Source organism: Marinirhabdus gelatinilytica (genome assembly GCF_003353425.1).
Lineage (GTDB): Bacteria > Bacteroidota > Bacteroidia > Flavobacteriales > Flavobacteriaceae > Marinirhabdus > Marinirhabdus gelatinilytica.
Window position 1 is genome coordinate 491906 of the sequence record NZ_QRAO01000002.1, and the last position, 22878, is coordinate 514783.

Genomic DNA, 22878 nt, shown 5'->3' on the forward strand with positions numbered 1-22878 from the left:
GCCACACGCCTTGCCTATATGACCGATGAGGCCAAGGAAGGCCGTGATGCCTTTTTGGAAAAACGCAGGCCGGACTTTGATAAGAAGTGGTTGCCCTAGCCGTTTAACGCTACCCTAAAGCTCGGGATACAGCTACGAACTATGGTTAGCTGTCGTAAAAAATTATATATATTTGAGGTACTCCGCACATTCCTGTTACGGGATAACACCGACAAACAACCATTGTTATTCTAATTGATCAATGGGATAAGGATGACAAAATAGATTATATAATGAGTTGTGGCTAATTAAACGAATGAAAAGCATTTTAACGTACATATTGATTTTCTGCATTCTATTTGGTTGTAAAAAAGATGACGAATCGAGTACGTTTGAAAACACAAACGCACATATCGAATATTTCGGATTTACAATTGTCGACACATTTTGGGATGATCCAACCGATTCCGAAGTCAAAACCAATTACGCTGATGAAATCCATAACTTCAGTAACATAGCAGATATTTTAGTTGTGAATCCAAATGACAATATTGTTCAAAGGGCTCAAACCTTTGCAGATTTGGATTTAAAAGCAATTTTACACCTAAATGAATTGTTCTTTGAATTAATAGACAATAACAGTCCTTCAGAATCAAATTATGATTTAAGGACAGATTATCAGGAAAGATGGAATGAATTTAAAACTATAAATCAATCTATTATAAATAACAATTATGTTGGAACATTTTACATAGGTGAAGAACCAACTTGGAATGGAATAACTTTCACAGAATTAAATGCTGTAGCTCAACTACTGCAAACAGAATTTCCGAACATACCTACAATGATAATTGAAGCTTATCCATCTTTGAATGACTTACAAGTTCCAAAAACTATTGATTGGATTGGATTTGACCGCTATTTCGTTGAAAACCCTAATACAAATGTTCAATTTCAACAAGATTGGAATACATTAAAGTCAAAGCTGTCAAACCCAAATCAAAAGATTATGGTTATTCTAGACAGTCATTACATAAATTGGGCACACGGAGACTTTGGAAATATAGAGTTGACACGAATGAATATTGTTGCCCAAAACTATTATGAATTAGCAAAAAGTGATGAAAAAGTTATTGGAGTTTTAGGATACTTTTGGCCAAACGGATTTGACATTCCAGAATCAATTGGAGCTAGAGGAATGCCCCAAAACGTAAAAATGGAATACGAAAGAATTGGAAGAGAAATAACTGGTAAAAATAACTAGCCACAACAACGTATGTAGCTCATAGCTAATTAGTTGATTAATCAAAGTTAAGGCATATTTTGAAAGTCGCCAAATTTTTAAATTTGACGATTTCCAATAAAAAAGATAAATAGTAAAATTTAAAAATCTGGCTCGTGCTTAATCCGAAAACAATTTCATAATTTACACGCTACGAGCCATATACAAAACCGTTGGCATTAATTTAAGAAAAATGACCAAAGCGATAATAATTGTACTTCTGACCTCTTTGATTCTAGGCTGTACCGACATAAATCAGCAAGAAAATACAAATGCAAAATTAGAAGATTTACGCGCAGAAAACGATAGCTTGAAAAAAATAGTGGCGGATATAAATAACAAATATGTTTTTGACAGTATTAGTATAAGAGATATTCCCAGTTACATGAATACCTACGAATTGAACTCTAAAGTGAGTGGCGAAATTGTATTTGCAGGTTATAATATTAATAAAAATACAAATGTTATTTTGGTCGATAGTCTTTCTTTTAATCCAAAAAAGCTATACAACCCAGACACTCTGAGATTAAATAATGGCGGATTTCTTTATGAGACTGAACTAAGTGCTGACCGAATTTCTCTCAAAGGCATTATTGAAATGAAAAACGATTACGGAAAAGAATATGAAGGAATTTATAATACCGCAATCGGAGCGAAGAAAAACTAACGGCAACAATGCATCCTATGAAAAGCACTAGCACTGTTCTTTAATTAAAATCCCTAACTTTATAAAAAATTTGGTACAGCAATACGTAGTGGCGCCGGTGTCTTTCTCTTGCCAAAAAAGCTCGTAGGAGACAGGCGGTAGATTCGTACGCTGCCCTTCGACAGGCTCAGGAACCACGCTTTACACAAACCGAAGCTGCCGCCCTAGGCCCGCCGTATCATATGCAAACCCGTTGGCAGTAATTTTGAAAAAATGAAATGGAATAAACTAAGGAAAAGGATTGAAGATAACTTTGCTGAAAGTCTGAACAGCAAAGTTAAAATATACTTTACCAAATATACTTCTGATTATGATGCTGGCGATATGGCTAACAGAGCGTGGATAACCGTTGACGGAAAAGAAGTTGTAAATTTTTCAACTCTAGAGGCGTTTAATATAACTGGATGTGTTTACAATGCTACGACACCAACTGATATATGGAAAATCGACAAAAGTGAATTGAAAAGAGAAAATGGAAAATTGATAGCAAAAGGCGAATTTTCAGCTTTTGATTTTACAGAATGTTGCTTTGAGTTTTTGAATATGAGTATTGATGATGCCTTTAATCACGAAAGTGCTATTCTAAATTTTCTTGCCGTATTGGATAAAAGATTTGGTAAGAGAAGATTAAAAAAAACTGATTCTGAGGATTTTCATCCATTGGCTGAGTATTTTTTCAATCTGAGACTTGTAGCTGAGAATATAAAAACTACTGGCAACATCGCATAAAACAAACAAAACAACAGCCAACAAAATCAAGTCTGTAAATCAGGCAACCATTAGTTCCTCTGTCTCTTTTTCTTCCAGCTTTTCTTCAGCGAGTTGCTTTCGTATTTGTTTTACGGTAAGGGTGCTGCCATCGTGGCTCCACCCCGGAGGACCGAACACGTACATGAATTTGTGGTACCAGTTCTTGGATTTTTTCATATCCTGCCAAATATTCTGGTACTCGTGCATGAGGATGGTGTATAGGTTGTAGGAGTTGGGAGGGGTAGATACACCGTACTGTATTTCAATGGTATCATCCAGTTCTTTCCAAGTGCCAAAAATCTTATCGAAAATATTTAAAAATCCTCCGTGGTTTTTATCTATATACTCAATATTGCAAGCGTGGTGCACTTGGTGCATGGTGTGGGTATTGACAAACTTCTCGAGAAACCCCATGTTTTTGATGTACTTGGTATGTAACTGAAACTGCCAAAGTGCCTCAATCCCTAGACAAACCACCAACATTTCCGGCGGAAATCCAATGATGACGATCCATACATAGAAAAAGGGTTTGTACAGTAGGGTAAACCATCCGTTTCGTACCGCTGTGCCCAAATTAAAATTATGGGAGGAATGGTGCACAATATGCGCTGCCCAGAGAAAACGTACCATATGGTTCTGGCGGTGGAACCAATAATAGGTAAAGTCGTCCAGTAGCATACAAATAATCCATACGTACCAGGTATAGCCAAAGGACTCGTACCCCATAATGTTGGTACGCACCCCGTCCACGAGTGGATTAAAAATTTCGTACGCAAAGGTAAACACCACTATTACAGAAATTGTTTTAAGCAATGCTCCCAAAATAACCGAACCTATGCCAAGGGACACACTCGCTACCAAATCTTTCCATATATAAAGTTTCTTGTCATCAAATACTTTACTGTAGGTGAGTTCTAGAGCGATAAATGCCAAAAAACAAGGGACTCCATATACTAATGGGTTCGTAAAATCCATTTTTAAGAATTGTAATTATTAATTGCCGATACTGAAGATTGCAATATATAGCTTATAGGGGCAATACATAAAGTAACGTAAATTTCTTTTTTAACGATCCCAGAAAACAATAGTACCGAAGCAATTATAAAGAGGATACTTCCCTAACCACAAAAAACCCATCGTTTCCCTGTGATTGGTACAAGGGCATAAAAATATAGGCGTCCCACACGCTGTTTATTTGTCTTCCGTTTAAAAGTGCTAAGTGTTCCCCTTTTTTAATGGGCTGAAAATTCTCAAAACCTGGGCACATTTCAAACACATCACTTTCTTTCAACCCAAACCTGTGTACAATCTCCAGTGTTTTTTGGGGAGGGGTGCTGTTCATCAATTTTAGGACACTTGCAGGGATATCCCGTAGATCGTCAAAATTTAGCTCACAGGCTTCTTGTAGTGCTGTCCAGATTACCCCTTCGTGGTAGGTTTTACTGCTCTTGCTTTCGTGCTGTCCGGCTTCTACCGTAAACCCGGTAATTCCCTGCTCGCTCAGGTAGCCATCGATGGTTCCTTCTACCATGTCTGAAAATCCCCGAATCACATGGATAGGGAATTTATGCGCAAAGAAATCGTTATCCCCCTTGTCCTGAACGGAAATATACGGCAAGCTCTCTGAAGATGTGGTGTGGCAATCAATAAAATAGCGGTTTGTGTAGGGGATGGTCTCAAAATCTTCCAACAACTCGATCAGTTGGTGCATCTCTTTTTTTTCCTGTGTATCGGTCGCTTCTGTTTTAAGGTTTTCAGTAGTCCACGTTCTGTTAAGGTCTTCATCTATAAAGCGTACGTTATTTTTATAGGCGGCTACATTTCCCACAATACCCACAAGGGTTCCTGCCATTGGCGGGTTTTCTTTTTTCAGGGTTTTAAATATTTCTTCCAATGCTAATACACCACTGGGTTCGTTTCCGTGAACAGCCGCGGTGACCAAAAGCAGGGTGCCTTTGGTGTGGCCTGTATAGGTGCCTATAATTCTATCGTTATGCTTTGCTTGTTCAGTATCCATGTTTTTAATCCATAGTTGCCAGTTCCTTGTTGGTCAAGGTATCGCCATATAATTTTTTGTATTCCACTTTCCGTTCAATGGCCTTGATTACGGTGGTGGTAAAGTTGGGTAGCCCAATGGCTTCGCAATAATCCAATCCACCCGGGCTTAACACGTTAATTTCAATGAGTTTATCATCTACCACATCCAACCCTACAAAGAAGAGCCCGTCTGCAATGAGTTTAGGCGCGGTTACCGCTACGATACGCTCCATCTCCTTGGTAAGTTTTGCTTTTTTTGCCTTAGCACCCAGGGCAAGGTTGCTTCTAAATTCAGTTTTGTCACTGTTCACACGGCGTATCACTGCTTTTTCCCCATCTTCTTCCAGTACCTTCCCGTTCATAAGGATAATGCGAACATCCCCTTTGGAAACCTCGGGTAGAAATTCTTGGGCAATCACGTAGCCTTTTTCTGAAATGGTCTCAAAAATCTGGTTCAGGTTCTTTCGGTCCTTATCGATTAGATACACATCCTGTCCACCGGAACCTTCCAAGGGCTTCAACACCATTTTTTTTCCGGAATCTTCCCAAAACTTGTTAAGGTCTTCCATGCTTCGGGTAATCAAGCTATCGGGCTTGATGGTGGAGGGTAGTTCCTCAAAATATAACTTGTCTATAAAGGCGTGGGACATGGCAAAGGCATCATTCAATACCAGCACGCCTTCTTGCTGGATCATCCTGGCGAATGCAATCCCGCTGTGTTCTGCCCAGTGCCTATCGTCGGTCTCTTCGGTAGGGTTGTTCCTTAAGAACAGAACATCCAGATCGTCACTGGTGATCACCTTTCGCTTGCGGTTATCCTCTTGTACTTGTGTCCAGAATTCTTCGGCAGTCTTATATTCCAGTTTCTTTTTTACTCGCTTACAACGCATGCTCATGGGTGCATCGTGATGGAACACAAAATCTCCAACCCCCATAACATACAGTGTATGTCCACGCTCGTGAGCCTTTTTCATCAAAACTACCGAGGTTCCAACGGGTTCCGAAGCAATGTCGCTAATTACAAAACATATTTTCATACTATATCATTTTAGAAAGGGCGAGGCCTTTTCTCACTTTGTTTATTCGTCTGTCAAATTTTTTATTTTCAAAATATCGGGGTCGTAGTTTGGATGGCTTAACGAGACCACGATCGGTAAGGTCCTTGATCACATCTACGTGTTTAAGCGCAAACTTCCCTGCCAACAAGGGTTCCAATTGGCCACCCTGGGCAAGGTAATCCCTTAGTTTTACAAGTCCTTTTAAGTAAATAATATCCTTTAAAAAACCTCCTCCCTGAAACATCCTTGAGGTGATGTTAAAGGCGCGTTCTTTTGTAAAGTCGTATTTGGAATATAGCTTAAAGAACGTTTGGTGGAAATCTGCCCCGTCCAGTACTGCGGCACCGGCCACAACACGTCCTGCAAGGATACGCAACCGGTTTCCGGAGAGCGCACCACACAAATATTCTGAAAGTACTGCAATTCCCTCCTGCAGCGCATCGTAGTTTGCCAAGCCAGAAGCCAACTGACTCAAAGGCTGTTGTGAACCGTTGTAATAGGTGAGGGCGTGGGTACCAATCTCGTGCTGTATCAAGGCGGTAGCTTCTTTTTTGGTCATGGTGTAATCTGACGGCAGGTACAGTTCGCCTTTGCTTACCATCATTACGTTTACATCGTCCCGTATGTGTACTTTGCATGTAAAGTTTTCATCTTGCCCTCGGAAATAATCGAATTCCTTTTTGGCGAGTGTGCCAAACTGTTCGGTGGTAAGTCGTGCTTCTTTTTCCTTTTCGTGGTCTTCTTGTATGTTTTGCAGGATAAGTTCGGCCTCTGCCAGCACATTGTTTTCCAGTCCTTTGTACAGGCGTACGCTGCTGTAAAAAAAGTTTTTGGAGCCACGTTCCTTCAGCATGGTAAGTTCGTGGTCTATCTCTTCACGTTTTTCATCGAAAAGATACGAGATGGCGGGGTCGTCAATTTCGTCTATACGTAGGTTGTACAGTTTCCGCTTTAAGATATCGGGGTCTACGGGAAGTAGGCGGTAGTGGTACCTGTCCAGTTTCTTGAAATGCGAATTGAAAAACTGCTCCCGCAGGCTCTGTATGTTTACAGGGGCAACGAGCAGCAAAAACTGGTAACTCGTTTCAATCTTGGTAAGCTGCTTGTCTATCTTGAAGACCTCCTCGTGGATGTCACGTTTTCCCAGCGCGTTATAGTTGGCAATGTTGGAAGTTGTCTGTACACGCACAAATTCAAAAATGGCGCGTTGCAATGCTTTGATGAACTGGTCCCGAAAGCTTCGGAAATAGACAGGATACACATTCCCTGAGCTATCACGGTACACGGGTGGTACCTCCAGACCAATCAGGGTGCCTCCCTGTTCCTTGATGTTCTCAATATTGAAGATACGCTCGTCTTTTTCAGATTCGCGTTGTTTGGTTTGCTCGATACGTGCCCGGAGCTTTACGTTATACTCCCTGCTGTTTATCTTGAGGAGCTGTTCCTTCAGGATAGATAGTGAGACGGGCAGTTTGTGGGAAGGTCCTTTTATCACAAACTCGGTACTGTCCTGTGGGCCGCTATAGATTTCAACAACGATAAAGGACCCAAATTTTTCTGACATAAGCGCCGTGAGGTCGAACACAAACTTTTTGAAATATTCAAAATTAGATTGTCCCACCACCAAGTAGGAAGCCCCGCCACGCACTAACCGCCGGGTTGCCATGTCATTGGGCTGATCTCGATAAATGAGCAAGGAGGGGACATCGTGCTCCAAAAAAAGATAGCCGCCACTGGGCAGAGAAGTAACCGTGCGCTCACCCTCTTTTAATTGAGGGATAATATCCCCTAATCGTGGAAGTGATTCTTTGGAAATGGTCTGGGCGCTCATCTTTTAAGTAATATTTTAGGTTGAGATTTTAAAATACTTAAAAGTGATTACATGTACAGTGGTTTTTACGTATGTTTAACAGGAACGGTAAGGGTTTATGAAATTATTTTGAATTTTTAAACTGCAGCCATAGGAAAGCATAAAAATAGGACCGGCAGCAGGATTGAAGGGTTCTTTTGCTCATTAATAGGTCTTATAAGCTCGTATAAACCACATAGGAGAACTTTTTACCAATCCCATTGTGTTAAGAAATGTTACTTTTAAGGGGTTGTATCGGCTACTCGTTTAATTTTGTTGTGTAGGTTCCTAAAAATTCAATTACTAAAGTGGTTTCAGAATTACAGTTCATTAGAGATTATATTGAAGAAATAGCCCATATTTCAGATGGGGACTGGGATAATTTTTCTTCCCGTTTGCTGAAAAAAGAATACAAGAAGAAAACAGTTTTCCTGAAAGTAGGAGAAACCGAAAAATACATCAGCTTCGTTCAAAAAGGAGTCATCCGGTTCTATATTCCGAAGGAGTTTAAGGAAAACGAGGTTACCTTCGGGTTTTGCTTTAAAAACCAGTTTGTAAGTGCGTACGATTCATTCTTAACACAAAAACCCTCTTTGTACGAGCTGGAAACCCTTGCCGATACTACCTTGTACAGTATTTCGTATAAGGACCTGCAAGAGGTGTATAGAACAACGCAGATAGGAAATTTAATTGGCAGGCTCACAGCAGAGCGACTTTTTTATATCAAGTCCAAGCGAGAACAATCGCTGTTAAATGAAACGCCGGAGCAGCGCTATTTGAACCTGTTCAAGGAACGCCCGGAATTGATTCATGTGATTCCGCTTAAATATGTGAGCTCCTATATAGGCGTCACTCCCCAAGCATTGAGCCGAATTAGAAAACGAATTACTTAACCCAGGTTCATTGTTTGGCTACATTATTGCAACTAACTTTGTAAAAAAAAAGTTAGCATGACAATTATCATCTTTATAGTCATACTGTGGTATGGTGGTTTGTTTTTCCAGACCTTCTTTCTCCACAGGTATGCAGCACACCAGACATTTACCATGTCCAAGGTTGCCGAAAAAATTACCTTTATCCTAACCTGGTTCTTTCAGGGCTCCAATTATTTGAGTGCCTATGGCTACGGGGTGATGCACCGGATGCACCACGCCTATGCCGATACCAAGGACGATCCGCATTCCCCAAAATACGATGCCAGTGTGTTCTCCATGATGTGGCGCACCAAGACCATTTATAGCGATATAAACAAACAGAAGATTTTTGTAGAACCTAAATTTACCAAAAACGTCCCCCAATGGAAACGTTTCGATGCCTTTGCCAGTTCTTGGGTGTCGCGTATTGCTTGGGGAGCTGCATACGTTATCTTCTTTCTGTATTTCGCTACAGCTTGGTGGCAATGGTTGTTCTTGCCCATCGCCCTGTTTATGGCGCCCATCCATGGGGTGATCATTAATTGGTACGCACACATTTACGGGTATGTAAACTTTAGCTCGAAGGATACCTCCAAGAACCTGTTGCCGTTCGATTTCTTGATGATGGGCGAGGGGTACCACAACAACCACCACAAATATGCGAGCCGTTCTAATTTTGGTGGGGTGCGCTGGCACGAAGTAGATATTACCTACCAGATAATGCGTGTGCTGAATGCAATGGGCATTATTACCATGAAACGAACCCCAATTCCAGTACGAAGGGATTGACACCTCACAAACGAAAAAAAGCCTACATACATATGCAGGCTTTTTTTTATCATCTCAGTATCTAGCTTTCTCTAAGAAAGTACTTGAAACTCCTGTACCGCTTTTTCTATTTGCGTGTCTCCGGTAAGGATCTCGAAGGCTTGGTTTCTGGCCACATTGTTGTCCAGACTCTTTACCAGCGTTCGTGCTACGTCCCAACGTGGGATTTCGCCCTGTTCGTTCAGCTTTTTCTCCAGCTTTATTTTCCCGATCCCTTCGTTATTGGTCAACGAGCCGGGTCTTACAATGGTAAAATCTACCCCGCTGATGTCCAAATACTGGTCTGCATTGTGCTTGGCCTGCAGGTATTCCTGTATCTGGGTGGCTTCCTCGGGTTTGTCGGCTCCCATGGAGCTTAGCATCACGAATTTCTTTACCCGTTGTTTTTTGGAGGCGTCAATAAGTTTTTTGGCGCCTTCCTGGTCTACGTTGTGTACATCCTTTCCGCCAGATCCTGCGGCAAAGACCACCTTATCGATACCTTGGGTGGTGTTGGATACATCCTGGGTAAGATCGCCCCAAACGGTTTGTATCCCTTGTTGCTCAAACTGCGATTTTTGTTCCTCTTTTCGAACCATCGCAACGGGCTCATACTGTTGTGAGTCCTTTAGTAGGTTTACTACTTTTTGTCCTGTGGTGCCAGTGGCACCTGCTACTAATATCTTTTCCATACCACTAATGTACAGCAATGAGTAGGGAAGATAAAGGCTGTTAACGGTCTTTAACTTGCGAAATAATACTTTTTAGGGCAGTGTTAACATTAGGGAGGGTTTCGCTGCGGTAGCGTTGTATGAAGACTGGTTTTGAAGAACTGTGTTAGGGGTTTTTATGGGATGCGTTGTTATAAGTAGTTCTATCAATCGTACCTGTTAGTAAACCAATAAAAAATAATCAGCGCAATTACAGCAGAAACTAACAAGAATACGATTTCTACAGTTCGACTCCTTTTAGCTTTTTTACGAATTTCTCCTTTAATTTTTTCCAACTCAACAGGATCAACTTCGTCAAAGTAAATTTTGTCATCTTTTTTTGAACGCTTAATTCCATCGCCTTTTATTCGACCGTCTTTTCGTCTACGAAAATCCTCTTGCCGAGTTTTGTGCGCATTAAGTCTTCCTCCATCTACTGGCATTATTTTTTAATTACTTATAACGGTTGTGTATAAGAATAGTAGGGCTGAAAACAGACGCAAACCATTCGGATGAGCACAAGCCGAATTTTTAAATTTTACTTATTATTTTTTCTTTCTCAATAAGCCAAATTTAAAAATTTGGCGACCTCGCAAATGCGCCCGAACCATTCGGTTTTGCTACAATTGCCCTATTGTTTTTATACGATGTTGTAGCCAGTTTTTTCTCAGCCAAAATACCAATTTATAAATTCCAAATAGAATTATTGATAAAATTAAAATCAAACCCTCTGCTATTGGGGCGAGTCTTGAATATTCAGCACCTTCTATACCTGCCACATCATAAAAGTATTTTTGCTGTTTAACAATTTTACCTTTCTCAATCAAAAATTCATAAATGGGGTAATGGTCATTACTTAATTGCCCGCTCTTTACTGTTACAAAGAAATATTTATCGTCATATTCAAAAAGAGGATTTTCTATATTCTCTATATTTTCAGAGATTAAGTAGTCCACCTCCGGATTTGTTGCAAACTCGATGACTTGAATACTTAAGTTATTACCATATTCTTCATATCCGTTTTCGGGTTTTTCTAAGAATGAAGATTTAACGATTAGGTCATTGATTTCACGTAATTCCTTGTCAGTTAATTTTAGCTTTTGGTTGTTTACTATTTTTTTGTACGATGGTAAATTACCAATGTAGCCCAATGCCTCGAACTGCATAAAAGGTCTTTCAAAGTCTTTGTAATATAAATCCAAAAAATAGCCAAATTTTTTAAATTCTACGGTATCTCTTGAAATCTGGTATTTGTTTTTGTCAAATGTTTTTGACGCTCTCGTTATCGATAGTATTTCAGTCGAATTCTTTAACTCGGAAAATACCGATGGCCTTTTTATGATATAGCCCCAATAATTTTTGTTGAAGCCGTATCCTATAATTGACGATATGATTAAAAGTGGTAAAAAAAATTTCCCTAAATCATTTATGAATTTTGATTTGATTGCAAATGCAAATAAAATGCCTAAAATAATTGGTAAAATCAGCGTTAGAAAAATCCACGTCAAGTCATTTGAGAAATGATAGTGGAAGAAATTGTATAAGTCCGATGTGCCAATAACTAATAGTAATATCAGTCTTACTATGGAATAAAAGATGGATGCTTTGAATAATTTTTTTAAGAGTTTCAATTTATTCTTGAAATTTTTCTAAAATTGGCTACAACTCGTTATATCATAACATGTATCACGGCTATCCCGATAATTCTTTACCATAATCGCAAATAATTACCACGGTTATCTGTAAAACTATTAAAACCCAATAAACCACACCACAGGAAAAACCCTGTTTTTTGGGTTTGTGGGCGGGGTGTGGGATTTAGCTACGCTGAACTCTAAAGGTTTCTCCCTGCGGTTCGGAATGACAGGAGGCTTGGAGTTATAAGGGAATAGTGCTTACATTGGGAATGACGCTTGTTTAAATAAAACATACGCCACTCCCTATTCCTAAAAATGTATCCTTTTAAAGCTCAAAGCTCAAAGCTCAAAGCTCAAAGCTCAAAGCTCAAAGCTCAGAGCTCAAAGCTCAAAGCTCAAAGCCTAAAGCCCACAACACACAACATCAATACGCTTCCTCGTGTACATTCGCCACGGCACGGCCGCTGGGGTCGTTCATGTTCTTAAAGCTCTCGTCCCAATCCAGTGCTACTTGGCTGCTACAGGCTACACTTGGTACACTTGGTACGGTAAGGGCTGCGGCATCGCTTGGGAAGTGTTCCTCAAAAATGGTGCGGTAGTGAAACTCTTCCTTGCTCGTAGGCGTTTGGATAGGGAAGCGGTATTGGGCGTTGGCCATTTGCTCATCGGTTACTTCGCGGGCCACCATTTCCTTTAGGGTATCTATCCAACTGTAGCCCACACCATCGCTAAATTGTTCTTTTTGTCGCCAGGCCACGCTCTCCGGTAGCATATCGCCAAAGGCTTCGCGCAGGACCCATTTTTCCATGGCCTGTTTTTCCTTAGAGCCTTTTTTACCGGCAATGATCATTTTGTCCTTTGGGTTCAAACGCATGGCCACGTCCATAAACTCTTTGTCCAAGAAGGGTACACGGCCCTCAATGCCCCAAGAGGCAAGGGACTTATTGGCGCGAAGGCAGTCGTACATATGCAGTTTGTCCAGTTTGCGTACGTTCTCTTCGTGAAACTCCTTTGCGCTGGGTGCCTTGTGGAAATAGAGATAACCGCCAAAGATCTCATCTGCTCCCTCGCCGGAGAGCACCATCTTAATCCCCATGGCCTTAATGGCACGTGCCAAGAGAAACATGGGCGTGGAGGCGCGTATGGTGGTGATGTCGTACGTTTCTACGTGGTATATCACGTCACGTATGGCATCCAGTCCTTCCTGTATGGTAAAGTGTACCTCGTGGTGCACCGTGCCAATATGGTCTGCCACTTTCTGGGCGGCGGCCAAATCTGGCGAACCTTTTAAACCGATAGCAAAGGAGTGGAGTTGCGGGTACCAGGCGCCCTCGGTATCTCCGGTCTCTATGCGTTTGTCGGCGTACTTTTTCGCTAGGGCAGAGGTAATAGAGGAGTCCAGCCCACCGGAGAGCAACACGCCGTAGGGTACATCGCTCATTAACTGGCGGTGTACGGCCGCATCCAATGCGTTGCGCAAATCGTCTATGCTGGTTACATTGTCCTGTACGCTATCCCATTCCATCCAGTCGCGTTTCCACCAGCGTTTTAGTTCGCCATCGCTACTGTGTAGGTAATGCCCGGGAGGAAAGAGCTCGATTTTGGTACAGAAGCCCTCCAGGGCCTTTAGTTCGCTCGCTACGTAAAAGGTGCCGTCCTTGTCCCAACCCATATAGAGCGGGATAATGCCCATATGGTCACGGGCAATGAGGTATTCGTTCTTCTCTACATCGTACAGCGCAAAACCGAAAATGCCGTTGAGTTCATCCAAAAAGTCGGCGCCTTTTTCCTTATAGAGCGCAAGTATTACTTCGCAGTCGCTTTTGGTCTGGAAACTATATGTTCCCTCAAATTGCTTCCGTAGCTCCATGTGGTTGTAGATTTCGCCATTGGCGGCAAGCACCAACTTTTTGTCTTCAGAAAACAAGGGTTGTTTGCCCGAGGTAGGGTCTACAATAGCCAAGCGCTCATGGGCGAGGATGGCCTTTTTGTTATTGTAGATACCGCTCCAGTCCGGGCCGCGGTGTCTTAGGCATTTTGCCATGGTTAATAATTGTGGCCTTAGCTCCTCGGCTGGCCTTTTTAGATCGAATGCACATACAATTCCACACATGATTTTGGTTGTTTAGTTGATTGGTTAATTAGTTTAGTATTAACGATGGCCTTACCATCTATTTTTTGTTTTACACCCTTTCCTCTGGAGAGGGGCTGGGGGTGAGGACAAAAAAACCGCCAAGCTTTTAAGAAACTTGGCGGTTGCATATCGGGTACAAGTTTCTGTTACGTCTTGGCGTTGTTATTATTGTTATTATTATTGTTTGCTAAGATGAACATGTGCTTGTGTTATTTCTTAATTCTTTTCAATATTCTGAAAAATAGTTTGACTTTGCAAATAAAATTTCAGAATTGTGCGAAAATTCGGATGAATGTTCCAACTATTCGTTGAATTACGCTTTTACGCTTCCCGCTCGCAAAGCTCCTTCAATCTTTTTAAGGCCTTGGGCCAGGTTTCCTTGAAATAGTCTTCGTATTTTTTGGTTGTATCGGCACGTACTTTTAGTCGTGTACCATTTTCTATTGCTTCAAAGTGGTATTCCTCAAGCGCACCACTAAAGGACTCTGTACTATCGTCTTCAGTAACCACGCGACCGTTTTTAATGTAATCTTGGTGCTCTATACGTACAAGTTCATTGGGCTTGTGGTCCCGAATACGGCTGGACATGCCATTTAGGGTACCATCATCGTCTTTAGCGAGAAATTGAATGGTAGCCCCTTTTTCCCAAGAGCCTTGAAACCACGAATTAGGGTGGAATGCCGAAATCCAATCCTTGAAATGCTCTGTATCCAACATTGTGGTATGTACTGTTGCCACGGGTGCTTTGATCTCTATTTCGAAATGTAGCGTTTTCATTTTAGTCTCGCGTTAGAAATTAGAAACTTTGTTTTAATACTTGAAAACCAGTAATTCCTCTGGCAGGTTTTTCTTTGGGATACTAATGGCATCTACAGTGTAATATGCGTTTTGTATTCGTGTTTGATCTCTCAATTTTACTTTGTATAGCTGTCGCTTTGGGTTGTATAAGGTGATAAAATCGGCATGCTGAATCTCGAATTTATCATATTCTGCCCTTGTTTTCATTAAAATGTTGGAAGGGATTTCATCATCCTGTAAAAACTTGGAGTGGAAGAAGAGCATCCCGTTGGGAAGATAGGTGGCAAACTGGTTACTGGTGCCTCCATCGAAACTGAACTTGGACATATACCGCTCTGGAACAGAATCGGTTGCTGTTAATCCGCGGTCTACGTGCCATTCCCTTACATAACTGTTGGGGAAGTTCAGCTCTTGTGAGTCCCGTACATTTTGTGGAACCTCATTGGTTGAAATGGCGCTGGTCTCACGAGGTAGATCCTGTGAAAAACAACTAATAGAAAAAAGTGTAAATACTAGTAAAGTAATTTGTTTCATAGTGTTGTATTTAAGAAGTTTTCTCTAAGATACAACAACAATGGGCTGTTTGCTAGTATTTTAATACTACCTTAACTTTGGAAAATCGCTTGGGTTTGCTTCATGCATGATGGCATATACCTTTTCAAAAACGTCTTCTGCTGAAGGTTTGCTGAAATAATCCCCATCGGTTCCATACGCGGGACGGTGTGGTCTTGCCGTGAGCGTTTGTGGCTTGCTGTCCAAATACTGATAGCCGTTTTGGTTGTCCAAAATTTCCGAAAGTATGTATGCCGAAGCTCCTCCGGGTACATCCTCGTCTATCACGAGCAGGCGGTTGGTTTTCTTCACGCTCTCCACCATTTGTTTGTCCAGGTCTAGTGGGAGTAGCGACTGTACGTCAATAATCTCGGCGTCTATACCTACTTGCTGTAGTTCTTTTGCGGCCTCCTCAATAATTCGTAAAGTACTTCCGTAGGAGACCAAAGTGATATCGCTACCTTCCTTGATGGTTTCCACCACTCCAATAGGTGTCTTGAATTCGCCCAAATTGCTCGGCATTTTTTCTTTTAATCGATACCCGTTCAAACATTCTACGATAAGCGCAGGTTCATCGGTCTCCAACAGCGTATTGTAAAAACCGGCTGCCTTGGTCATATTTCGGGGCACCAAAATGTACATCCCGCGCAGTAAATGGATCAGTCCGCCCATTTGCGAACCGCTGTGCCATATTCCTTCCAGGCGGTGCCCACGTGTACGCACGATCAATGGTGCTTTTTGGGTGCCGTTGGTTCGGTAGCGAACGGTTACCAGGTCGTCGCTCATAATCTGTAAACAGTACAGGATATAATCGAGGTACTGTATTTCAGCAATAGGGCGCAGGCCACGCATAGCCATCCCAATACCTTGTCCCAAAATGGTTGCTTCACGAATTCCGGCATCACTTACCCGCAATTCGCCATATTTCTCCTGCATCCCTTCCAGACCTTGGTTTACGTCGCCAATCTCTCCAGCATCCTCTCCAAATATCAAGGCTTCCGGATATTTGTTGAAAATAGCATCAAAATTATCACGCAGTACCACACGGCCGTCTACTTCTTCGGTGCTATCATGGTATTTTGGTTTTACTTCTGAAATGGTCTTGGCATTTTTTTCCGCTTCGGAATAGAGATGTGCAGAGTATTTAGGCTGGATGGTCTCAAAATACGTATTGATCCAGTCCTGCAGTTGTCGTTTTTCCGAAGAATCCTCAGTAACCACATACCGTAATGCCTTACGGGTAGCTGCTGCTATGTTTCTACGGAGCGGTTCTTTTTCGGCAGCCAGTTCGTTCGCTATCTTTTCGATGAAATTTTTGTTGGCCGAAGCTTCAGTAACTTTTTTAAGTAGCGCTACGGCTTCTTGCTGTTCACGTTTTTGTGGCTCCAAGAAAGCATTCCATGCGGCTTTCTTCCCGTCACGAACTTGCTTTTTGATATCTTTTTCAATTGCTGAGAGGTCTTCATCGGTAGCAATATTATTCTCAAGCATCCATTGGCGCATCTGCACATTGCAATCGTATTCGGCTTCCCACTCCAGACGCTCCTTGCTTTTGTAGCGCTCGTGCGAACCACTGGTAGAGTGTCCTTGGGGCTGGGTGAGTTCCAATACGTGTATCAATACGGGAACGTGCTCCTCACGGGCAATCTTGGAAGCTTTTTGGTATGCCTCTATCAATTCTGGGTAGTTCCAGCCGTTTACTTTTATGATTTCGTAACCGTTCTCGTCCTCGGTACGTTGGAAGCCCTTTAAAATTTCTGAAATATTTTCTTTAGTGGTCTGGTGGCGTGCGTGTACCGAAATACCGTACTCGTCGTCCCAAACGCTAATTACCATAGGTACTTGCAATACACCGGCAGCGTTTATGGTTTCCCAGAACAGTCCTTCACTGGTACTGGCGTTACCAATGGTGCCCCAAGCTACCTCGTTACCGTTTATGGAAAAGTTGGTCTTGTTTCCAATGCCCTTCACATTTCTGAAGATCTTGGAGGCCTGTGCCAATCCCAGCAAGCGTGGCATCTGGCCAGCGGTGGGGGAAATATCGGCACTACTGTTTTTTTGTGCGGTTAGGTTTTTCCAGCTTCCATCCTCGTTCAAACTATGGGTTGCAAAGTGTCCGCCCATTTGGCGACCTGCACTCATGGGATCTGCTTCCAGTTCGGTGTGTGCGTAGAGTCCTGCGAAAAATTGTTGGATGGTAAGTTTGCCAATGGCCATCATAAAAGTCTGGTCGCGATAGTAACCACTACGCCAGTCTCCATTTTTAAAGGCCTTTGCCCAAGCAAGTTGGGGTACTTCCTTACCATCGCCAAAAATCCCGAACTTGGCTTTTCCGGTGAGTACCTCGCGACGTCCCAATAGACTACATTCGCGGCTGGTGACGGCAATTTTATAGTCGTTTAAAACTTCGGCCTTAAAATCGTCAAAAGATAATTCGCTGTTGGTCTGTGGGTTTGTTTGCATTGGGTAAAATATATGGTAAAGATCTTTTGCAAAAGTAGCTAAAAACCGCCAATGAAACAATGTTAAAGTATTAATGAATCTTCAACAAAAAGGTTCAGGGCGCATTATTTTTTTGAAAATTTCAACAATTTCAGCAAAACGATGCGAATCAATAAAATAAAAGGTAGCCCGTGTAGCAACACATCAAACCAATCTTTTGGTTTCATGCCGTTGGCTCCCCCGGCGATCCATCTTAATTTCCCCCAAAGGTGCGGCTCGGGGAAAAACGGGGCAAGGCCTAGCGTAAGACATACTAGGAGTATTAGTTTCCAATTGTTCCAGAAGTCCATTGTAAAAGATGTTGTTTAATACCAGCGTCTTGTGAACAACCCCAACAGTGTTTTGGGGCTCAGGGTAACTATAAAGCGAATCCGCTCTTCGTAATTGGGCAGTCCGGGCTCCCATCCCAAGTTGGAGTAGAGGGGGAGATAGATTTCAAAATAATCCATTAAAAGACTTATGCGTATGCCACTATCGTATACAAACCTGGGGTGCTGCCCACGGTTATCTATAAGGCCAACGTCTCCATAGGCGTAGATCCATTTCCAAATATTGGTGCTGGCATTAATGGTAGCCATCCATGTGTTAGAGAATGCGGGTTCCAGCTTACTCTTAAAACCTCCCTCGGCAATGATGAGCTGTTGGCTAAAGAGTCCTGTGTCTTCACTACGGCCATAGTAGTTATAGTCGAACATATAATCTGTGGGCCTATCCAGTGCAAAACTGAAAAAGTTGCTATCGCCATTGGTATCGTTGAACAAAAATGCCCCCGCAAAAGCCCTGACGTTAAGCTGGCGGTTGTTAAGGAATAGCTTTCGGTACTCAAAAGTAGCGTACAGCTTGCTGAATTTTTTTGAGACCTCATAATCTACAGTACCCCTAAAATAATTGATCAGATTAGGATTGGAATACACATACTGCGCATTGAACACACTGTAGTTGGGATCTTGGTCCGGATCGTTAGGGTTCTCGTCCCTAAATACATTTACGTTCCTTAGGTTTATATATTGCTTCTCATTGTCCCGCAGGTCGTCCGGTCTAAAGGCAAATACCATAAAGGGGGTGACCCTTTTGTAAAAAAGATCTACATCGTAGGAATAGTAGTTGCCTGAAATCCCGTACCGCATGGCATAAGGACTGTTTTCTGGCAATCGTTGGGTATAGGAGATAGAACCGCTTCCAATTATTGTTTTGGACTCGAAGCCAAATTGTGGTTCCAGCTTGTAGTGTATTCCTTTTGGCAGAACTGTTTTGTTGTATAGTTTCATCCCAACACTTATACCGTCGTAGAGGTTGTACTCAAAAATGGGCATAAAGAACAGTTGGTTGTATTTTGGATCCTCCACATCCTGGAATAGCCTGAATTGCAAGGGACGGTTTAGCAGTCCTTTTACAGCTTTGTAGTTGTTCCTGAGGTTGAACTCGGGTATTACCGCTTCATAATTGAGGGCCAATTTCCTCACATTTTGGGCCGGTAGGGTGATGGTTACGGTGCTGTCTATAGGAGCGGTCCATTTTTTGAACAGCACCTCTTTTTTGTTGAGCCCGTATACCGAAACTGGCATTGCATTGTCCTTCAGGTTTTTAATAGTGACCTCTAGGGAGTCGTCCTTCTTTTTAACCTTTTTTATCTTAAAATCTATAGTGGTCCGTTTGGCTACATATTCATCAAAAAACCAATGTACTGGCAAGGAGGTGTTTTGCTCGATTGTTTCCTCAAATGCTAAAGGTGTTATGGGCTTCAACAGGTTTTCAGCATAAAATTGTTGAATAGATTTCTCTAGTGCAGGTTTTTCGAGATAATCTGCTAGGTAGTGCAGTCCGTCACCTGCATAGTAATCTGAAGCTATGTTTTTGTTGAATTTTACCAAACTGTCCTTGGGCGTTGCCAGCGATTGGTGTAAATTGTTTCGAGCCATGTTCAGGTACAGCAACGGGTATTGGTCGTTAAACTCGAGATCGGCTGCGTGTGCCCATCGTATAATCCACCAGTTGCTCAAGCTCCCTATAATCTTCATATTGGGGTAGTAGGTATCAACATAATCTGTCATGAGGTAGATTTGAAGCGCACCAATCAACCAATGGTCCTCTCTCGGGTTAAGGGCCAATGTATTTTCAAGATAGTTACGGGTTATGGTCTTGAGCTGTTCCATATCATACTCAAAACCATCGGGGAAAGGGCTTATAAAATCTGGCAACTGGTTAAGGCCATACACGGGGGATTTTTTATAGGCTTCTTCGGTTGTCATCATCTTCGGAAATGGATAGGCTCCCAATTTTTTATCCAGAAAATGTACAATCCTATCCACTGCCAGCGCCTTCATGGGTGGGGTGACCTTGTTGTCCTTTAAGTTTGTTACAAGGGTAAGTTTGTCTGTTTCAATAGTTTCGAAAGTGGATTTTTTTTCAATATGAATGATGGCGTTCATTCTGTCTTCTCCCTTCAGCAAAACGGTTTTTGTTTCGTTAGAAGTAGTTTCTGAAACAGTCTCTTCGAAATTTGAGTTCACCGAATACCCTTTTGGGAATGTAAAGTGTATATTGAAATTGGTTGGTCGAAGAAAGAGATCGTCCGAATTTTTGTTGCTATAAGCTTTCCAACCACCATCGTATACAGCAGGGGATATAAACCAATACCGCAGTTTAAAATTACCGTTGTCGTCTACGCCGTAGCGGGTAAATTTATCGTCTGGCAATGTAACCGTGTACGCTATAGAGACGGAAACCTCCTCGTTGGGCGCAAGGGGAGTAGCCAGCGGAAATTTCAATATATCTACCGAAGCGCCTCGTTGCCAAGCTATATTCTCGGTTATGTTCCCCTCTTGGGATAGGGAGATTTGATGGATGTTCGTTCTTCCCCTTTCTTCTTTCTTTTCGAAATGGAAAGAGCTATCAAAGTTTTCTGCAAAACGTTTGGCCAGGGGCGTTGTCTTGGTGGAAAAACTGTTGGCCCAATCGTTAAAATAGAGCGTGTCCAGTGTGTTTTGGGATGTATTTCTATACAGGACTTCTTGCTGTATAGCGATACTTTCTTGCTGGGTATCGAGACTGGCATAAATAGTAATGTCATGCTGCGCGACCAAAGGGGCAGCTGCCAAAAAGAACAGAAAATAAAGTAACCAGCGCTGTATCAAGAATTCTTTAGGAATTTTAAGGTTTCTATGGTTGGCAGGTTGGTTTTAATATAGTACACCCCATTGGCGAGTGCTGCAATAGGTACGATAATTTCTTGGGCAGGGTTTCCATCCCACTGTAGTACCTTTTGTCCCAGCGTGTTGTAAATGGCAAAGCTGAAACCTGCATCGAGTGGCGCTGTGGAATGTATTTCCAGCTGCTTGCTTACCACAGTACTCTTTAGGGACAACAAAGGGCCAGGGGTGGCAAATTGTGTATTCCCCAGCACAATTTCTTGGTCGGTTTGCAACTGTAGTACCACGGGTAAATGGTCACTCATACTGAAAAGTCTATTGCGGATAATCTGGCCGAACTCTCCTGTACAATTTTCATTACTAATGCTTAAATCGTAGCAATTACCATTGTTTCCGAAGGCTTTATAGGTGTTCTCCACGTACTGAAGCTTGGGATTGGTAAGCATATTTTCTGAAAGCAAGATAAAATCGAACCTATCGTCCATACCGCCTCCAGCACCTGCTCCAAAGGTTCCTGCATCTTCACGGGTACTTTGTGTGTGCGTGGCCTGAAACGTATCGTTGTTGTGCCAATTCCCGGGCGTGTCAATAGGATCCTTTAGCACGATTGGGTTTGTGTTGTCCAGTAACTCGATATAAGCAGGCTCGTTTGAGTCGTATAGGTTTAAGTCTCCTGCAAACACCACAAATGCGTCTGGGGGAAGGGAGAGTAGGTCGTTGGTGAATTCGTTCACCATGTCCAGGCGAATGGCTTCGTTGCTGGCGCCATCACTGGATTTAAGGTGTGCCACGTAGAGATACAGAACTACAGGGTCGGTAGCCCCATTTACGGTATTCAGTTTAAGTTCATATTTGTTGATATCCCGTACCGAGGTCAATATGGTGGATGTATTTTCAAGTGTGAACTTGTCCCTCCTATAATAAAGCATTTGCTGAAGGGGCGACGTACTGGATTGATTGGTAAGATAGGGCGCCCTGTTGAAGGAAAGTGTTTCAAAATTTAAAGTCTCATTCAATAGTGTATCTGCGCCAGCTTCAGATTCCAACTCACATATCATAAAGATATCTGGTGGGAATTCTGCCACGATATCCCTTAAAATGATGAATCTGTTCCCAGGACTTGCCGAAGGAAATTCCAGCAGATTGTAAAACATTACATTAAGGTTTTCCTGCGCAATACCGGACAGGGAAACACTTAAAAAGAAGAAGGCAAGTACTAGTTTTTTCATATTTGGGATGTTATGCAGCTTGTTTAAAAGTTGGGGCTGTGATTGAATTTTTCATAAAAGTCGTTGAGCACTTGCAATACCTCATCCTCGGTATCTACAATGTGCACCAGGTCCAGGTCTTCTTTGCTTATGTTATTATTTGCTTCGAGCAGGGTAGAAGTGATCCAGTCCCAGAGTCCACTCCAAAAATCTGTATCTACAAGAATGATGGGGAACTTATCTATTTTGTGTGTTTGTATTAAGGTAAGAGCTTCAAAAAACTCGTCCAATGTTCCAAAACCACCGGGCATTACTACAAATCCTTGCGAATATTTTACGAACATTACCTTACGAACAAAAAAGTAATCGAAATCTATGCTCTTGTCACTATCAATGTAGGCATTGTCGTGCTGCTCGAAAGGTAAGGTTATATTGAGCCCAACCGATGTTCCGCCTGCTAAGTGCGCTCCTTTGTTACCGGCTTCCATAATCCCTGGGCCACCACCGGTTATAACTCCGTAGCCGTTTTCGGTAATTTTTTTGGCAATACTCTCTGCCAGTTTGTACTTGGCATCATCTGGCTTGGTACGTGCCGAACCAAATATGGAAACGCAAGGCCCAATGCGGCTCATCTTTTCGTAACCGTTCACAAACTCGCCCATAATTTTAAATATGGCCCATGAATCGTTCGTTTTTACTTCGTTCCAGTTTTTGTGCTGTGTTTCGTTTCTCATGTTATTTTAGTCTGTAGTCTTTTGTCCTTCACGGATAGATTGCAATATATACTATTCAGCATTAGTATCTAC

General features: G+C 42.1%; 19 protein-coding genes. 5 read left to right on the forward strand and 14 right to left on the reverse strand.

Going from position 1 to position 22878, the window contains the following annotated elements:
- Positions 1-295: 295 nt before the first annotated feature.
- The 3 genes from C8D94_RS08385 to C8D94_RS08395 all read left to right on the forward strand — a co-directional run bounded on the left by C8D94_RS08385 (position 296) and on the right by C8D94_RS08395 (position 2696).
- Positions 296-1243, forward strand: coding sequence for a hypothetical protein (locus C8D94_RS08385; RefSeq protein ID WP_115123468.1), 948 nt, complete (start codon positions 296-298; stop codon positions 1241-1243).
- 211 nt (positions 1244-1454) lie between these two features.
- On the forward strand, positions 1455-1928 hold the full coding sequence (locus C8D94_RS08390) for a hypothetical protein (protein WP_115123469.1): 474 nt from the start codon (positions 1455-1457) through the stop codon (positions 1926-1928).
- 252 nt (positions 1929-2180) lie between these two features.
- Complete coding sequence (locus C8D94_RS08395; RefSeq protein WP_115123470.1) at positions 2181-2696, forward strand: SF0329 family protein; 516 nt, start codon at positions 2181-2183, stop codon at positions 2694-2696.
- 39 nt (positions 2697-2735) lie between these two features.
- Here the strand turns inward: C8D94_RS08395 and C8D94_RS08400 are convergent, their stop codons facing one another.
- The 4 genes from C8D94_RS08400 to C8D94_RS08415 all read right to left on the reverse strand — a co-directional run bounded on the left by C8D94_RS08400 (position 2736) and on the right by C8D94_RS08415 (position 7643).
- Positions 2736-3692, reverse strand: a complete 957-nt coding sequence (locus C8D94_RS08400; RefSeq protein ID WP_115123471.1) for a sterol desaturase family protein — start codon at positions 3690-3692, stop codon at positions 2736-2738.
- A 124-nt stretch (positions 3693-3816) separates the two neighbouring features.
- A complete protein-coding gene (locus C8D94_RS08405) occupies positions 3817-4734 on the reverse strand; it encodes a M14 family metallopeptidase (RefSeq protein ID WP_115123472.1) in 918 nt (305 codons plus the stop codon).
- A 4-nt stretch (positions 4735-4738) separates the two neighbouring features.
- A complete protein-coding gene (locus tag C8D94_RS08410; protein WP_115123473.1) occupies positions 4739-5791 on the reverse strand; it encodes a glutathione synthetase in 1053 nt (350 codons plus the stop codon).
- Between the two features lies 1 nt (position 5792).
- Entirely contained in the window at positions 5793-7643 is a 1851-nt protein-coding gene (locus C8D94_RS08415; protein WP_115123474.1) for a flavohemoglobin expression-modulating QEGLA motif protein, read from the reverse strand.
- Between the two features lie 326 nt (positions 7644-7969).
- On the opposite strand from C8D94_RS08415, the gene C8D94_RS08420 reads away from it, so the two are divergent.
- Positions 7970-8554 carry a Crp/Fnr family transcriptional regulator gene (locus C8D94_RS08420; RefSeq protein ID WP_115123475.1) on the forward strand — a complete coding sequence of 195 codons (585 nt, stop codon included), beginning with the start codon at positions 7970-7972 and terminating at the stop codon, positions 8552-8554.
- A gap of 57 nt (positions 8555-8611) precedes the next feature.
- On the forward strand, positions 8612-9364 hold the full coding sequence (locus tag C8D94_RS08425; protein WP_115123476.1) for an acyl-CoA desaturase: 753 nt from the start codon (positions 8612-8614) through the stop codon (positions 9362-9364).
- A gap of 71 nt (positions 9365-9435) precedes the next feature.
- On the opposite strand, the gene C8D94_RS08430 is transcribed toward C8D94_RS08425, so the two are convergent.
- From C8D94_RS08430 to C8D94_RS08480, 10 genes are all read right to left on the reverse strand, one after another.
- The gene (locus C8D94_RS08430; protein WP_115123477.1) at positions 9436-10074 is read right to left on the reverse strand and encodes an SDR family oxidoreductase; all 639 of its coding nucleotides are present in this window, start codon (positions 10072-10074) and stop codon (positions 9436-9438) included.
- A 185-nt stretch (positions 10075-10259) separates the two neighbouring features.
- Complete coding sequence (locus tag C8D94_RS08435; RefSeq protein WP_115123478.1) at positions 10260-10535, reverse strand: hypothetical protein; 276 nt, start codon at positions 10533-10535, stop codon at positions 10260-10262.
- 177 nt (positions 10536-10712) lie between these two features.
- Complete coding sequence (locus tag C8D94_RS08440) at positions 10713-11723, reverse strand: hypothetical protein (protein ID WP_147278521.1); 1011 nt, start codon at positions 11721-11723, stop codon at positions 10713-10715.
- A gap of 430 nt (positions 11724-12153) precedes the next feature.
- Entirely contained in the window at positions 12154-13842 is a 1689-nt protein-coding gene (asnB, locus tag C8D94_RS08445) for an asparagine synthase B (RefSeq protein ID WP_115123480.1), read from the reverse strand.
- A 342-nt stretch (positions 13843-14184) separates the two neighbouring features.
- Positions 14185-14640, reverse strand: coding sequence for an SRPBCC family protein (locus C8D94_RS08450; RefSeq protein WP_115123481.1), 456 nt, complete (start codon positions 14638-14640; stop codon positions 14185-14187).
- Between the two features lie 33 nt (positions 14641-14673).
- Complete coding sequence (locus tag C8D94_RS08455; RefSeq protein ID WP_115123482.1) at positions 14674-15195, reverse strand: hypothetical protein; 522 nt, start codon at positions 15193-15195, stop codon at positions 14674-14676.
- A gap of 66 nt (positions 15196-15261) precedes the next feature.
- Positions 15262-17676, reverse strand: a complete 2415-nt coding sequence (locus C8D94_RS08460; protein WP_115123483.1) for a thiamine pyrophosphate-dependent enzyme — start codon at positions 17674-17676, stop codon at positions 15262-15264.
- 344 nt (positions 17677-18020) lie between these two features.
- Positions 18021-20849: a gluzincin family metallopeptidase gene (locus C8D94_RS08470; RefSeq protein WP_115123485.1), complete on the reverse strand. Its 2829-nt coding sequence runs from the start codon at positions 20847-20849 to the stop codon at positions 18021-18023.
- A complete protein-coding gene (locus C8D94_RS08475; protein WP_115123486.1) occupies positions 20846-22093 on the reverse strand; it encodes a hypothetical protein in 1248 nt (415 codons plus the stop codon). The genes C8D94_RS08470 and C8D94_RS08475 overlap by 4 nt, the downstream gene beginning before the upstream one ends.
- Positions 22094-22116: 23 nt before the next feature.
- Positions 22117-22806 (reverse strand): LOG family protein, encoded by a 690-nt coding sequence (locus C8D94_RS08480; protein ID WP_115123487.1) that lies wholly within the window; start codon positions 22804-22806, stop codon positions 22117-22119.
- Between the last annotated feature and the right edge of the window lie 72 nt (positions 22807-22878).